This window comes from Clostridium sp. UBA2485 (assembly GCF_002341865.1).
In the GTDB taxonomy this organism is placed as follows: domain Bacteria; phylum Bacillota; class Clostridia; order Clostridiales; family Clostridiaceae; genus Clostridium_J.
Genome location: NZ_DDOV01000081.1, coordinates 79,920 through 95,533, shown reverse-complemented (window position 1 = coordinate 95,533; position 15,614 = coordinate 79,920). Strand labels below are relative to the sequence as shown.

14 protein-coding genes are annotated in these 15,614 nt (G+C 30.1%); 1 reads left to right on the top strand and 13 read right to left on the bottom strand.

Features of this window, described 5'->3' with window-relative positions:
• Positions 1-41: 41 nt before the first annotated feature.
• The 10 genes from B3603_RS16730 to B3603_RS16685 all read right to left on the bottom strand — a co-directional run bounded on the left by B3603_RS16730 (position 42) and on the right by B3603_RS16685 (position 13,513).
• The gene (locus B3603_RS16730) at positions 42-7,574 is read right to left on the bottom strand and encodes a phage tail tape measure protein (protein WP_291567009.1); all 7,533 of its coding nucleotides are present in this window, start codon (positions 7,572-7,574) and stop codon (positions 42-44) included.
• A 62-nt stretch (positions 7,575-7,636) separates the two neighbouring features.
• Positions 7,637-8,092: a hypothetical protein gene (locus tag B3603_RS16725; RefSeq protein ID WP_291567007.1), complete on the bottom strand. Its 456-nt coding sequence runs from the start codon at positions 8,090-8,092 to the stop codon at positions 7,637-7,639.
• The gene (locus B3603_RS16720; protein WP_291567005.1) at positions 8,085-8,621 is read right to left on the bottom strand and encodes a hypothetical protein; all 537 of its coding nucleotides are present in this window, start codon (positions 8,619-8,621) and stop codon (positions 8,085-8,087) included. Before B3603_RS16720 ends, B3603_RS16725 begins: the two co-directional genes overlap by 8 nt.
• A 115-nt stretch (positions 8,622-8,736) precedes the next feature.
• Entirely contained in the window at positions 8,737-9,708 is a 972-nt protein-coding gene (locus tag B3603_RS16715; RefSeq protein ID WP_291567003.1) for a phage antirepressor KilAC domain-containing protein, read from the bottom strand.
• Between the two features lie 170 nt (positions 9,709-9,878).
• Entirely contained in the window at positions 9,879-10,004 is a 126-nt protein-coding gene (locus B3603_RS16710; RefSeq protein ID WP_291567001.1) for a hypothetical protein, read from the bottom strand.
• A 51-nt stretch (positions 10,005-10,055) separates the two neighbouring features.
• Positions 10,056-10,499, bottom strand: a complete 444-nt coding sequence (locus tag B3603_RS16705) for a hypothetical protein (protein WP_291566999.1) — start codon at positions 10,497-10,499, stop codon at positions 10,056-10,058.
• 2 nt (positions 10,500-10,501) lie between these two features.
• Entirely contained in the window at positions 10,502-11,179 is a 678-nt protein-coding gene (locus B3603_RS16700; RefSeq protein ID WP_291566997.1) for a Panacea domain-containing protein, read from the bottom strand.
• A gap of 197 nt (positions 11,180-11,376) precedes the next feature.
• Positions 11,377-12,951, bottom strand: coding sequence for a zinc-ribbon domain-containing protein (locus B3603_RS16695; protein WP_291566995.1), 1,575 nt, complete (start codon positions 12,949-12,951; stop codon positions 11,377-11,379).
• A gap of 14 nt (positions 12,952-12,965) precedes the next feature.
• On the bottom strand, positions 12,966-13,307 hold the full coding sequence (locus B3603_RS16690; protein ID WP_291566993.1) for a hypothetical protein: 342 nt from the start codon (positions 13,305-13,307) through the stop codon (positions 12,966-12,968).
• Between the two features lie 20 nt (positions 13,308-13,327).
• The gene (locus B3603_RS16685) at positions 13,328-13,513 is read right to left on the bottom strand and encodes a hypothetical protein (RefSeq protein ID WP_291566991.1); all 186 of its coding nucleotides are present in this window, start codon (positions 13,511-13,513) and stop codon (positions 13,328-13,330) included.
• Between the two features lie 207 nt (positions 13,514-13,720).
• On the opposite strand from B3603_RS16685, the gene B3603_RS16680 reads away from it, so the two are divergent.
• Positions 13,721-13,909 (top strand): XRE family transcriptional regulator, encoded by a 189-nt coding sequence (locus B3603_RS16680; RefSeq protein ID WP_291566989.1) that lies wholly within the window; start codon positions 13,721-13,723, stop codon positions 13,907-13,909.
• A 38-nt stretch (positions 13,910-13,947) separates the two neighbouring features.
• Here the strand turns inward: B3603_RS16680 and B3603_RS16675 are convergent, their stop codons facing one another.
• From B3603_RS16675 to B3603_RS16665, 3 genes are all read right to left on the bottom strand, one after another.
• On the bottom strand, positions 13,948-14,475 hold the full coding sequence (locus tag B3603_RS16675; protein WP_291566987.1) for a hypothetical protein: 528 nt from the start codon (positions 14,473-14,475) through the stop codon (positions 13,948-13,950).
• 103 nt (positions 14,476-14,578) lie between these two features.
• Complete coding sequence (locus tag B3603_RS16670; RefSeq protein ID WP_291566984.1) at positions 14,579-15,268, bottom strand: type II toxin-antitoxin system PemK/MazF family toxin; 690 nt, start codon at positions 15,266-15,268, stop codon at positions 14,579-14,581.
• Between the two features lie 14 nt (positions 15,269-15,282).
• Positions 15,283-15,543, bottom strand: coding sequence for a hypothetical protein (locus tag B3603_RS16665; RefSeq protein WP_291566980.1), 261 nt, complete (start codon positions 15,541-15,543; stop codon positions 15,283-15,285).
• Positions 15,544-15,614 lie beyond the last annotated feature (71 nt).

Sequence of the window (15,614 nt, the reverse complement as noted above, 5' to 3'; positions counted from 1 at the left end):
TTTATTTTTAAATAAAAATAGAGTGAGATTATCCCACTCTATTATTGAAGATTTGCTCTTTGCATTTTATCTATTAGGACATCTGCAAACTTATTAACTCCTTCCTCAGTTCCATACATTTTGTCAACATGAACATCCACTTTTATGTCTCTTAAATTAGGTGTTGCTTGCTGTGTATGAGATGTTATCTCACTAAAATCTAATCTATTATGCAAGAAAGAATTTGGCAGTCCATCAACTAAATTGAATAACTTTTTACCTTGTGTTGCATTAAAAATAGTTTCAATTGAATTAGGTTTACCATGTAGCATAGCGATATCAGTAAAATCATTTACTCCTCCACTGTCATAGCCAGCTAATCTCTCTAGCTTTTTCTTAAATCTCAATATTTCATTTTTAGTATCTTCTCTATTGCTTCCCCATAACCAATTAGCTCCACTATTAGCTATTTGTTCTCTACCATCAATTTGTCCACCTACAATAACGTCATTCGCTTGAAGCTTTCTATCTTTTACAGTATCAGTTACAACAAAATTACTTGCGAAATCAGACAAATATTGTCTAGCAATATCTATATCCGTTTTCTTTCCATATATTGTACCTAATTCTGGTCTACGATAGTTTTGCCACATTAAATCGCCCATAGCTCCATTAGCATAGTCTTTGATTTTATTATTAGTTTCATATCTGTCCTTACCCCATAAGTGAGTACCACCTTTAGGTTTTAAGCTTCCATTTCCAACAACAATATCATTATCACCTAATTGCAAGTCATTTAGATTAACTTTATCAAGATCTATAAATTCATATCCCAATGGTGCTAAATATCTCATAGCATTCAATAAGTCAACTCCATGCCCATAAACTTTACCTCCACTTGCTTGAATTGTACCATCTTCTATGTCTTTATAAAGTTTAATTACATTAGCAGTTTGATATCTATCAGTTCCTTCCAATCTAACAGCACCATTTAAGTCACTTCTGTCTACGCCTCCATGAGTTCCTTTTCCACCTAAGATTATATCATTTTTACCGAACGCTGTTTTGGACACATCTATTAAGGCAGTGTCAACATATCTATATCCATTAGCACCTAATATAGCTTTTGAGTTCTCCAAGTCTATTCCAGTACCATACACAGTCTTTACGTTGGATTGTGCATATATAAGATTGTCAAACCCTACTTCTTTATCAAAACCTTTTAATAAATCTTGTGCTGCTTTAAGGTTATCTATAAATTCAGTTTTTATCTTATCTCCTAATAGAGTTACTCCATCACCATATAAATCTAAGTATTCTAACATAGCATCTTCAATAGCAACTCTATTACCATTGATATCAGTGATATAGCCATCTAATAATGCTCTTTTTACTTCTAAATTCATATAGTAATTATCTAGCTGCACTTCTAAATCTTGCTTTAATCTCTCAGTTTCTTTTGTAGCTTCATCTTTCTGCTTATTTAATTCGTCTTTTTGTAGTTCAACATTGTGTTTCATTTGAGAGTCTTTTTGCTTATTTAGTTCGTCTTTTAGTTGTTTTTCTAAATCCTTTTTCTTAGACCTAGCTTCTGCACTATTATCACCTTGTAATTCTGCTATTTGACGTTTCAAATCATTTATTCTGTTAGCTGAATCTGTCTGCTGTTCACTCCAGCTCAATTTCTTTTGAGCTTCATCTAGTTTAGCTAATTCTTTATCAATAGCATCAGTTACATGTTTTAAGTTGTTATCCATACTTTCTTGTAATAATTGATTGTTTTTGCTTAATAATTCTTTAATTTGACTCTCAATAGGATTAAATACGCTTTGTATTTTCTCTCCTATTTGGTTTAATTCATGCTTATGCTGTGCAAGTAAGGAATTAGATTTATCAAGCTCTTTATTATATTCTTCAATCTTATCTATCAAGAAAGCGTTATTAGGCTTTTGACTTTCTTCATTCAAGTGTTGAATCAATTCGGTTATACGCTTAATATTCTCTTCTTCTTCTTCAACTTTTTGCTTTTGTAACTCTATAATCTCTTTAATATTTTTTTGTTCATTTGAAGATAAAATATCCATTTTATTTTGAATTTTATCTATGTTGGTTTGATATATTTTTTGGATGTTATTCCATTTAGCCTCTGATAGCTCATATCCTATTTCCTTGATTGAATTGTTTGCCTTTAGAATAGAACCATTCAATTCTTCAAATTGAACTTTTAAACTTGCGATAGTTTTCTCATCATATTTCTTAGATTTAAGTTCATTTTGAACAAATGCTTGTTGTTGTTTTAATATCTCATATTTTTCTCTCTCAGATTTGTTAATTTCATTTAACCAACTAAGATATGTTTTATTATATTCACCAGCAGCATTTACCTTTTCCCTATAGTAGTCTATCTGCCTTTCTACTGTCTTAACTTTATCTTCAAATTCACCTAAATGAGATTCTAGTATTTCTACATCTATTTTTGCAACTTCATTCCACAATCCATCTATTTGATTTTGAAAATCAATAGCTTTACCAGCGTAATCATATTCTTCTTTGACCTGTGCTGCTGTTCCACTTTTACCTATTTGAGTGCCATTATTTAATATACGTCTTGCACCATAATAATCTCCGAAAGCATCAAGGTCTGAGTATTTAACAACATCACCTGTCTCTGGTGAGTGTAATACTTTATTGTTACCTGCATAAATACCTACATGGTGTAAATCACTACCGAAGAATACTAAGTCGCCTTCTCTTAAATCTTTCCTGTTAACTGAAGTTCCTTCTTTAAATTGTGTATATGTAGTTCTTGATAATTCATGCCCTAATGATTCGTAAACATATTGCACTAAACCAGAACAGTCAAATCCTGATGGGCTATTTCCACCCCATACATAATCTGTTCCTAAATACTTTTCCGCTTCTCGTACAATCTGTTCTCCAACAGTTCTACCAACATTTCTACTACTGCGTGAATAAGTTTCAGGGTCATATGAACTTCTTTCTGCCGGATTTTTCAATAACTTATCATTTAATGATATTTGCTTTTCTAGTAACGCTATTTTTTCTTTGATAAGCTTTTGTTCTTCTTTGAGTTTGTCTCTGTATTTTTGGCTATGATTATTTAATTTATCCTGTTGAGAGTTCAATCTTTGAATTCGTTGTTCAAGTTCCTTCATTGCTTGCTCTACGTCATAAATAGCTTTTTCAGTTGCACTTAATTGTCTTTCACTTTTCTTAACTTTCTCATTTGTTTTATCAATGTCAGTTCCTATTGTAGAAAAATCTATTTTGATAGGTTCGATTGTAATATCATCGAACTTCTTTTTCATTGCTCTTATCTTGTCACGAACTTCTTTCATTTCTTTTGTTCTCTCAGGATTCCATCTTAACCCATACCATAATTCATCATCAAAATCGTTAGTTGTATCATTCCAGTATTCAGACCATGCACCAACTAAACCTTGCAATAACTGTTGAGTAGCTTTTCCTTTGTTTTCTTCTAAGGTTTTATAATTTTCTAAATCACCATTATAAATTTCTCCAAGCTTTCCACCAAACTCTTTATAGGCTTGAAGAATCTTATTCTGCATATCAACATCGCCTTTGATTTTCCTATTATAATAGTCTTCAGAGCTTTGTAGCATTTTATAATGAGTTTCTTGGGCTATTTTTGCTTCTTCCGCTACTAACTCATTTAGTTTTGCTCTCATTGCTTGTTCATTGCCTAAATACTGTAAAAGTTCAGGGTGTTGAGCAATTATTTTCTTTTGATTTTCTATGCTTAACGACCCGTTTTCATTTATATCTTCTAAGAATTTATTATAATCCTCTACTTTGTTTATGGAGTCAGTTAAGGCATCTTGAATTTCTTTTACACTCTCTTTAAGGTCGTCAACTTGTTCTTGCCCATTAACTTTTACATCTAACTCTAAAGAATTATATAGGTCTAATTTTCCCTCTAAATCTTTTTTCGCCTTGCCTGTTGCCGTTTTTACTTTTTCTTCTAAATCTTTAACATAATCATTTATATTTTTGGGATTTATTTTAAAAGTTTGAGCAACCTCAATTGGTTTAAGATTTGTAGTCTTTGCAATATTTTCAATGGCTACAAAATAATTTTCATAGTCCTTTTGAGTAGGTTCTTCCAATTTAGCATAAACACTAATAGATTTACTTTCTGGCATTGATTGTATCTTGTCGGCTATTTCTCTAATTTTTGCATTGTAATTTACACCATCTAAAATATCTTCTGGTGTAAGCTTAATAGCTTTTTCCACTATTCGCTTTTGAGTTTCATCAAGTTCTTCGTAATTTTCTATGGTTGCCCTAATATGGGGTTGTAATGCTTGTAAAGAATCTTTTTGATTTGAGTCTAAAACTTGAAGTTCTGCAAGCTTTTCAGCTTTCTTTTCGTATAATTCATTTAGTTTATCTTGAAGTTTTATAGTATCTTTGCCTGCTGCTTTATATTGCTCTATTTTAGCTTCTAAATCTTTTATATTATTTGGGTCTCTATAGTATCCACCACGAGAACCTACAGTTGCTCCATTTTCAAGCTTGTTTAATTCTTCATTTACTCTTTTTTTATCTCTTTCAAAGTCTTTTAAGTCATTTTCAGCTACTTTTCTAGCATCCCCACCACTTGCTATTAATTTCATATTTTCTAGTTTATTTTTCTCTTTTAATAATTCTATTAATTCAGCAGTGGATTTAGCTTGGATTTCAATTTCTCCTGTTTCAGCATTGTATCCAGAAATGAGTTCTGGTAATGAATCTGCTATTCTTTGTTTCATGTCAGCGAGCTTGCTTTGTTCATCTGTTGTTAATTTGACTTTATTTGAAAGTCTATCGAATTCTTGCCCTTCTTTTTGTAGAAAAGTTATCATATCTGAATTCTGTCTTAGATTTTGTTGGACTGTTGATACTAATTCTTCTGTTTTATTTTTTAATTCGGACATATGATTTATTAATTTCATTATATTGGTAATTAATAATGATATTGCTATACTAATTCCAACTGACATAACTCCTTGTAGTGCCATAGTTGACAGCTTTAAAGCTTTTGTTGCTACATTCGCACCCATTAGTTTTGCTGACAATACAGTATGTCCTTGTCCTGCTTCTATAGCTGCTGCTCTACTTCTCTTCAATCCATCTGACCAATCCGTTAACTGATTATTCCATTTTTGCATTAATCCTAAATTGTCTTTATCTTGATTATTCAAAAATTTCATAGTCTTCGATTCAGCTATAGTTGTTTTAAGCTTCGTATTGAAGGTTGTTAACATTAGTATGACGGTTGTAAACATTGTATTTAGAGAACCAAACTTATCAATTACAGTTTGAATTACTCCTACAAAACTAGTTAAAAATTGTATACCTTCTTTAAACTGTTTTCCATCAACTAATGTTCTATATGTAGCTTCTATTTGCTCTCTTAATTGGTCTAATGAAAAAACTATGCTCTCGGTATACCTCTTAAATTCTTCATCCGCTGATCCAGCACTGTTGTTGGCTAATTCATAAATTTCTTTGAGTCTTTCTGAGTCGCTGACTGCTGAAGCTACTATATTAGCTTGCATTTTACCGCCGAGTTTTTCTGTTAAGTTCAATTGTGTGTTCTTGTCTAAGTCTTTAAAAATCTTAGATAAGTCATATAAAATATCGAATGTACTTCTAATTTGACCTGTAGTATCAGTCATTTGAACGCCTAAACCTTCTAAATCTTCTTTTAGCTTAGGAATTACTTGTCCATTTTCATCTTTAAATGTTGCAATTCTTAAGGAAACAGTTTTTAGGGCGTTTCCTATGACTTCTCCGCCCAATTGCGTACGCTCCTGCGTAGCAGCTATTAATGTTAAAGTTTGTTCTAATGAGTTGCCAGCAACCTCCATAGCACTAGCTGAACGCTTTAGACCTTCTCCTAGGTCTTGTACTGTACTTGCACTGTTATTCGAGATGTTGTTGAATTCATCGATAAGCCCTATACTTTTGTCAGCTTCAATATTAAACGCCTTCAATGGAGCTACTAAATAAGATTGGGCTTGTTCAACATTTACATCTCCTACTTTACTTAACAGTATAGTATTGTTTGCAAGTTTAGTCGCATTTTCTAAATCCTCACCTGTCTTTGCCCACATACTAACTGCATTAACAATCTCACGAGATGTTTCGCCTAACTTCATTCCCATTTTATGTACAGTACCTAAAAATCTATCGTAAGTAGCTTCTGACTCATCTGTTACTTTTTTCAAGTCTACTAAAGCATTATCCAATTCAATTACACTATCCGTAGCATTTCTAAATGTATTTATAATACTACGAAAAACCATTTGTCCAGAGAATATTATTCCAAAGCTAGTCAACATATTTCTAGTGCTTGATAAGAATCCTTCATTGGCTGTTCTTTCTGCCCTTGCATTTACAACTCTAGTATCTATATCCTGAGATAATTGTTTAACTTGATGCCTTACATCTTTCAATGAAGTTCCATTTAGTTTCTCCAGCTCTTCTCTGAATTTTACTATATCTTTTGGATCTAAATACTTACTATAAGAACTGTTTTGTATCCTTGTTAATTTGTTGCCTAATCTTTTTCTTTCTAGCTCAATTAGCTTTTCAATTTCTATTTGTTCTTGCTTTACTTTATCATTTTTCTTAGATTGTGTTACATCTAAGTTGTTTTGAAGTTTCTCTCTATTTTTTAATATTTCATTTATTAATTGCTCACTCTCTAAGTTCTGATTAGTAATCTTCTCTCCTGCAATACGCTGTTTCTCTCTAATTGTTTCCAACTGTCTTTTAAGAGTGTCTAACGCTTCATTGTCTGCGTTTATCATTTGTTGCTTTATTCGCATTTCTTGATTTTGCAAACTATTTAACTCGTTATATAATTGTTTTTGCTGTTCTAATTGCTGTTGTAATTTTGCTTCGTTATCTGCTTTTAACTGATTATTCCATTGTTTAGCTTTTAGTTCTTCACGCTTACGCACAGCTTGTTCCATTTGCTGTATTTCTTCTTTTTGCTTATCTACTACATCTAATTGTGCTAACTTTAATTTATTAGTTAATTGTATTCTCTCTTGTAATAAGCCATTGTTTAACTTAGCACTATTCAATCCACCATCACTGATTGTCTTATCTACTTCAGTCTGCATCTTTTTAGTGGTAGCCAACATTTCTTTATATATCTTTTGGCGTTCACCATCTACAGATAATATTTTTTCTCTAATTCTAAATTCACTATTTTGTAGCTTGTGTAACTCATCATATAACTTCTTCTGCTCTTTCGCAGGGTTACTTGTTATATCTAATGATAATCCCTTTTTGCTATCCTCTATTATTTTAAGTGTATTCCTCAGTCCTGCTTGTATCTCAGTTAATTTTCTAGTTTCACCGTCACTAAATATTTTTACGTTGGTCTTATTTATTTGACCAAAGTCGTTTATTAATTCTTTTAAATTTGATACATTAATTCCTAATTCAACTTGTTTATCTTTACTAAGTGATTTAACAACTTTTTCTAACTTAGCTTCAGCACTCGATAAACTTTCAAATTGCAGACCGAGTTCTACACTATATCTATCATCAGCCAATCTATCACCTTCTTTTTATCTAATATTTTTAAATAAAAAAGACCAATAGCTGACAATAGCTACTAGTCTAATAATTTAATACCCTTATTTTTTAATTTACTTTCCAACATTCTTCTGACCGATTTATTATTTTTTATATCATTCATAACAGCTCCTATAAAATCACGAGGATATGGTTGCATCTTATAAATTTCAGAATTTCGCCAATTATACTTACCTTCAATTATGTATTCATCTAAATAGTCCTCACCTTTTGCAATTTCGGTATCGTTATAAATATTAATTGTAGCTGTATTTCCATCAAGCTTAATAGTATGACTATAATTCCGTATATCTGACAATCCGCCATTTTCCATTCTTCTTTCATATCTAGCCTCTCCCGTTGGGTCATATCTATCGTACACTTCACTTTCGACTTTTTCTTTCATTAATTCTTTTATGTACTTAACCAGTTCATCCACAATCCCATCTAATACATCATTATAAACATTATTGTAGACTTCTCTTAAACTAGGCATTTACTTTCTCTTTTAATGCATTTAATCTATCCTGCATTTCTTTCATTTCATTCATCATCTTGGTAACTTCATCTTCGCCCTGCTCCACCTGTTCTTTTTTCTCTAATAGCTCATAGATTTCATCAGTCATCTCATCTGGCAAGCTTATAGTGTCTTTTAATGTTCTAATATATAACGTACTTATCTCCATCAATATTTTTTCTAATTCATATTTAACCTCAATTAGCAATTCACTTGGATCTTGAATTATTGATATTATTTTATCTCTATCTTCGAACTTATCTAAGTCTAAATGTATATTAGTCAATTCTTCCAACATAACTAATATCATATCTTCGTCTGTCAATCCTGTTACTGCCTTATATTCTCCTCTTTCTTCCTGTATTCTTGTACTCTTAATTAACAGCTTTAGTATTTTGTTTCTTTGTTCTGGTGTTGGGTTGTATATCTCTACTGGATGGTCTACATCATTAGTTTTTATTGTTTTTCTTAGTTCGTTTCTCTTTAATTCACTTAAATTAATACTCATTATTTATCTACCCCTTTTATAAAATAATTTTATATATTTAAAAAAGAATAGTAATCAGCTACTATTCTTTTTATTAATTTCTTATTTAATTTAATATTTTTAATTATGTATTTTCTTATGCTGCTATTTTTTCAAGATTATCATTTATATGCCCCATAATCTCTTGATATGTTTGACTTTCTATTTTCCTATCCCTAATAAGATGCTTTACTATGTATGAAATTCCTTTAGACTTAACCAGCGTCTTATCATGAATATGTCCACTTTTGGGATTCACAACAGCTATAGTTTTAAAATAGTCTGAGTAAGCTTGATATGGTTGATTATTTGCCATTAAAATTTGCTTATTCCTAAGATATTCAAACAACTTATTTCTTCCCATACCTTTAATGTCTAATAACTTTGCTAATTTGTTCATATCACATAAATTCTTGCTACTTGTAATCCTATCCGCTATGACTATTTGATCTTTTACCTTTTCGAATAAATCTTCTTTAGCTAATGTTTTTTCTACTTCTAATATTTTTTGACATAGCACTTCATTTCTATTAAAATACTCCATTTTCTTTTCTTCGTCTGTTTCTAGGAACATTTTACCTACAATAAACGTTCTTTCTTCTACTAGTAAATCTAATGTTTCTTTTAATGTCTTATCCATAACCATATTTTCTGCTTTTGTTTGGAAGTAGTCTTCAATAAAATCTTTATATAATTCTACGGATTTATCACCCTCTGCAAATTTCAGATACAATAAGAATCCTGCATATGATAAAACATATATATTTTTAGCCAAATTTATAGCTTGTTCTGTATATCCTAGTGTTTTCAATACTTTTCTACTAGTGTCCTGCTCTGGGACACTAGACTTTAAATCAATAATATGAATATTTTCATCGAAGTGTTTAATGTTTTCACTGATTCTTTGTCTAACAGCTCTTGCACCTTTCTTATAATTTAGTAGTTCTGCAATTTGCTTATCTGTTATCGTAGGCTTATTGTCTCCAAACCCTCCTAATAATCTACTAAATTCTCTCTTGCCATCCTTAGTTTTAACCACACCATTTGTAAATAAATTTAAATCTCCCATTCCTTTTTCTCTCCCTTTTTTTATTAATTTAATATTTCGGATTTTGTTCCTTAAATTAATAATACTATCATTTTCAGGTTATGTCAATAATTAATTTAATATTTTTATTATTGATTTTAAATGAAAAACAAAGATACCCTAATAGCACCTTTGTTTAATCCGATTCTACGCTACTTAGCGTCATTATTCCATTCATCTTTTACCTTATTTAAATCAACTTCAAAATTTGCAGAATTAGCTAATGATTCTAATATCCGTTTCTTTCTATTATCTAATGGTTTGTATTCTCTTCTCATGTCTTCGAATATCTCACCCCTTAATTCAGAATATTAATAATAATGATATAATTATTTCTTACACTTATCATCAGAAGCAACTAGTATCTCAGCAGGTACTCTATTTAGTGCCGTTACTGCATCTGCTCTACAGAATAATCTATTAACTTTATTATTGTTACTATAACTTCTAAAATTTTCTCTAATTGTTTTTAGCTCTTCTGGATGTATTGCTCGTCCATTATTGACTATAAAATGATCTAATTCTTCATCCTTTTCTATGATATATTCAGCATCCAATTTAACAAAACTTGATTTAACAAATGGCGGATTATATTTATTTATTTTAAAATTTGATGGATATAACAGCTTATGTGTCTTCCCCTTGACACTGGACACGTTTAATAAAGTAATGTTTTTAAAACCAATATCAATTATTAAAAAAGTTCTTTTCTTATTTGCTTTAGCCCCATCTGCATAATCCAATTTTAATAACAGTCCTTGACCAACTCTCATAATTAATATATAACTAGCCCTTGTTTATCATCCATATATAAAGAATAAGCATTATCATCAGCAGGGAAATTCTCTAATTCATACCTTAATTCTTCATTAATATTGATTTGATTTGGATTATAATAAAATTTGACGTTTTTAATTTCTATATAGTCCTCTTCTTCAATATTATTAGTCTCGAAATGGCTTTCTAGCATAAGTTTAACGTTATCTAAGTCACATTTAAACTCATCATAAAACTTAGTAATATCAATTCTGCTTTTTTCGGTATTATAAAAATAATGTCCGCCTGATTGTATTGATTCATCATAATATCTTTTCCATATCTCACTTTGATGTGTTAAATCAGATAATTCACGCGAACTAATACTACCAAAAATTTCTTTTGTTATTTCTAATGTTTGCTGTACATTAGCTGGAAACTCCATTACTAATTCCTTAGCACCTTTAACTAAATCACGATAGTTATCTCTATACTCTTTTCTTACATTTTCCACCACTACTCCATTTTCGAACGCAAACATACAGTCATCAAAAAGCGGCTCATCCTCTAGAACCAAATTTACTACTTGTGCGAAGTATAATAACTTGTTGATTTTCATATTACCAGCATAATTATTATCTAAGCCAACTACTTCATCTTTGATAAATGACTTTGCAATATCAATAGCTTTATACATCACAACACCCCCTAAATTATTTTTCTTATAAATAAAATATACCTATAATTGCATTAATTTTAGCATTATTAGTAAAAAATTACAACATTTTTTCAAAATTTTGTACATTAAATTAANNTAGTCAATTGCGTATTTTTGCTTTTATTTATTAAAAAGAATTCTTTTTATAATTTGACAACCTGTGCTTTATAATTAATCTAAATTGCCTTTTTAATATTTTCTATAATTTCTCTTATTTTATTGTCTATTAATTTTTTATACTCTTCTTCTTCATTATCTGTCCAATATGGAATTTCTAAATAATGATAGCCCTTGGATTTCGCATACATACGTTTGTACCTGTCGTAAAGCTTTCTCTTATGGAGTTCATAGCTTACAGTCGTTTTCTTCTTTTTAGCTGCACGAGTATTCCATCCACTTTTTTTATAATGTTGTACTCCATGCACTTCTATAATTAGTTTTAATTCTGGCACTTCGTTGTCATATGGTAATATATTTTTAGTTTTAGGATTAACAGGAACTATTCTACATCTATTTTCATGTAATACCACATAGTTCAGCTTTTTTAAATATAATTTTACTTTCTCTTGCAAAAAACTTTCATTTCTTTCTCTTACGCATTCAGGACATCTGAATCCACTTTGTCTACCCGTTGTTTGAGCTACTACATATCTATAATAATCTTCATGCTTCCCTTTTTCACATTTCCACCATATTTTATGCTTACCACTATGTGGAGATACTTTAAATGGAGATACTTCATTTTTACTTGACCAAATTTCTAAAATTTCAGGATATAAAGATCCTAGAGAATCTTTAGGATGTACTTTGCGATTAACACAATACGGACACCTATGTCCCTTAGTAAATACGTCACATTGAACTTCATAGCTTTCATGATATTCTTTCTCTTGACATTTAATCCATATTCTCTTATTGCAACTTACGCTTAACTTATATGGATCAATTCCTAATTTGCTATTCTTCTCATAATCCCAGTATTTTTCAATGAAATTCATATCTGTATTGTTTATGTGATACCATGCAAAAGAATCTTTAGGATGTACTTTCATGCTATAACAATATGAACATCTGCTCCCCTTTTTAAAATTACTGCAATTAACTTCATAACTTCCATGATGTTCCTTCTCCTGACATTTTATCCAAACTTTTTTAAATGATGTAGGGCTAATTTCCCAAGGATTACGTGTATTTTTTTCATAATCCCAATATTTCTCAAGAAAATTTTCGTCAGTATTGTCTGTATGATACTGTGCAAACGAGTCCCTAGGATGTATTTGTCTGCTCATGCAATATGGACATCTAGCTCCTTTATAAAACTTTGAAGCAACGACTTCATAACTACCATGATAATCAGTATCTCTACATTTTATCCAAATTTTTTTATTGGCTTGTGGAGCTAATTTGTAAGGATTTATTTTATTTTCTTTATAATCCCAATATTTACTTAGAAAGTCTTTTCCTATAGTGTCTATGCCCCATTGAGCAAAACTATCTTTCGAGTGTACTTTTCCGCTATTAAGACTACAATACGAACATCTTGCACCTTGTCTGAAATTGGTACAGCTAATTTCATAACTTCCATGATATTCTTTTTCTATGCACTTAACCCATATCTTTTTATGTATCCCTCTAGTTAAATCAGTAGGTTTCAAATCTCCGTTCTTTTCCCAATCCCAAACCTTCGAAATTTCTTCCCAAAATTCTTCATTAGTCTCACATATTTTTCTCCCTGTCTCAGTTACTTTCATGGTGCTGCACCTCCTTACACAGACACTATTGTAAATATATTGCCATTCTCATATTCAATCTCTAGTGTATCTTCATAATCACAGCCTCCTGGATCTTCACTGTTATATATCCAAATATCTTTTATATCATCAAATTTAATTAGTTCTTTGACTTCTTCATTACTAATAAACTTAATCACTTTTTCGTATATATTATCTTTTTCACAGTCATCTAAATATTTATTATTCTCTATATCTTGTATGTATTTCTTACCGTAATAAATATAATTTTCTCCGCATTTTAAAAATCCCTCTATTTCTTTTTGAAAGCTAACTCCTGACATTTCTAGTATTTCTTTGTAAACCTCTTTTAACATCTCTAATACCCCCAAATTAATTAATACAATTCCCCATCACATAATCTATTGAATTCTTCTTGAGTCATATCAGTGGCAATCTTTATCGGTATTTCACCAAATAAATATGCTGTGATTGTATTACCCTTGTAATCTGGTGGAGCTATGAAACCCATTTTCTCATTTAGCTTGTCTCTATTAATTACCATTAAGTCTTTATTATTCATTTTTATTCCCCCTGTGTATGTATTTGATGTAATTACCTTATGGTTACAATATATCACTCTTATAGTTATAAGTCAACACTATACTAAATTATTCTTATGGCTTTAATAAAATTGATTTAATACTTTAAAAGTGATAAAATATTGCTATTGGGGGTGATTGAAATCTATAAAGTAGAATTTAAATTAAATGAATTATTGGATAAATACATGTTAAGTCAAAGAAAAGTAGCACTTGAATGTAATATAAGACCATCGACTTTAAAAATGTACGTTGACAACAGTATCCAACGTATTAACAAAGAAGATTTGGAAAATCTTTATAATTTCTTTTACAAGCTAGATGATAGAATTAAACTTACTAATATTATTGATATAATTGACGAAAAAGAAGACTAGGAGATTCCTCCCAGTCTTTCATTTTTTACATTATTGGCTTATAAATATAATTCTCTCATATCCTTAACTATACCATTTAATCCATTTTGTTTTAATACCAAAGCTGTATTATAATTCTCGTATTTGCACTCAATTACAATGTATTCTTTTATCTCTTCTTCTTTGCGGGTCATTCCAAGTCCCATCAATCCAAACACCATTATTTTTCCTGCGGATATTTTTTCTTTTAGCTCATATTCACTACTTATATATATATCCTTTATATTCTCTTTTAATACAAATCTTTCTTCATAGGTTTTTTTTACCTTATCTTCAAACTCGATTTCTATATCCTTATCTGTGAGTGTTATAGAGTATATATCACACACTCCCTTATCTTTGAATCCCGATATATATTTAATTTTATGAGTGCTACCATAATAGTGAGCTACATACTTTTTCCCCTGTTTTGCATATTTTTCAGTAAAATATTTTTGTGATTCCTCACTCCATTTTTTTGAATTACACGCTGCATATATTATAAATACAACAAACCCAATTCCTATTATCCATAAAAACGTTCCCATTAAATTCTCTCCCCTAACATCTCTCTAGCATACTCATTAATATTATTATATGTTCAATGTTAAAATTTTGCAATAAAAAAACCAAGTCATTCTTTAACTCGGTTTATTTAGTAGTATCAAATTTCTTAATTTTGTTTTCATCATTAGATGCAATTTGTTGTAACGATTCTTCTATTTGTCCGACTGCCGTCTCTAACTGTTTCTGTGTAGAATTCATATAATTTTCATAATTATATAGACATTCATCACATTTCTCTAGTTTTTGAATATCCATATATGACGCTAACTTAATACATACATCTTCTAGAACTTCATCAGGAAGCTTTTCTGATTTTATCTTTTTTAAAAGCAATGTTTTATGAATTCTTTTAACATCACTAATATTCACCACAGATTCTTTACCAGTGATATCGCCTATATAATGATATTGTATTATATCACCATTATTATTCTTAATAAATTCAATTTTAGATTCATCACCGTTAAAAGTAGTTATCGGTAGAACATAGACAAAAGGATAATGCTTGTCCGCATTTATATCATCAGCTTGAAGTACAACGACCATTCTTCTTTTATGTCTTATGATAACATCTATAATGTCTGATTTCACTTTTGAGTTTGTAAAAGCATTATTTTCTTTTACTTTTCTTCCACTTTTGCCTTGCAACTTGTCCTTTTTAAAAATATAAAATGGTCTTGCTTCAGAATATGGTACGGCTGCCCAGTAAAAATTACCCCTTAGTATATCTTCATCTTTTATATTTTTTATAGGTTTAATATCATATTGAGCCATATAATTTCCCCCAATCACATTTCATCTAATAACCAGCCATTTAGCATTTTTCTTTTTTCTTCATCCATATTTTTATAAGCTTCTAAATACTTATTTTTATGGCTATTTTGATTAACAGAATTTTTTTTATCTAATTTCTTATTCTTGTAATCCGTAAAACTAACAACTTTAGCCATTATTTCTCCACCCCTCTTAAGTCTTGCAACTATAAAATAATGCTTGTCACAACTTGTCCACTTTTTTATAATCGAATTATCACCATTTCTTGGGTACATTTTACCACCTCTGTTTAAATTATGCAACATTATGCAAAGATATAGATCGTTTTGATAAGTTATTTACTTCA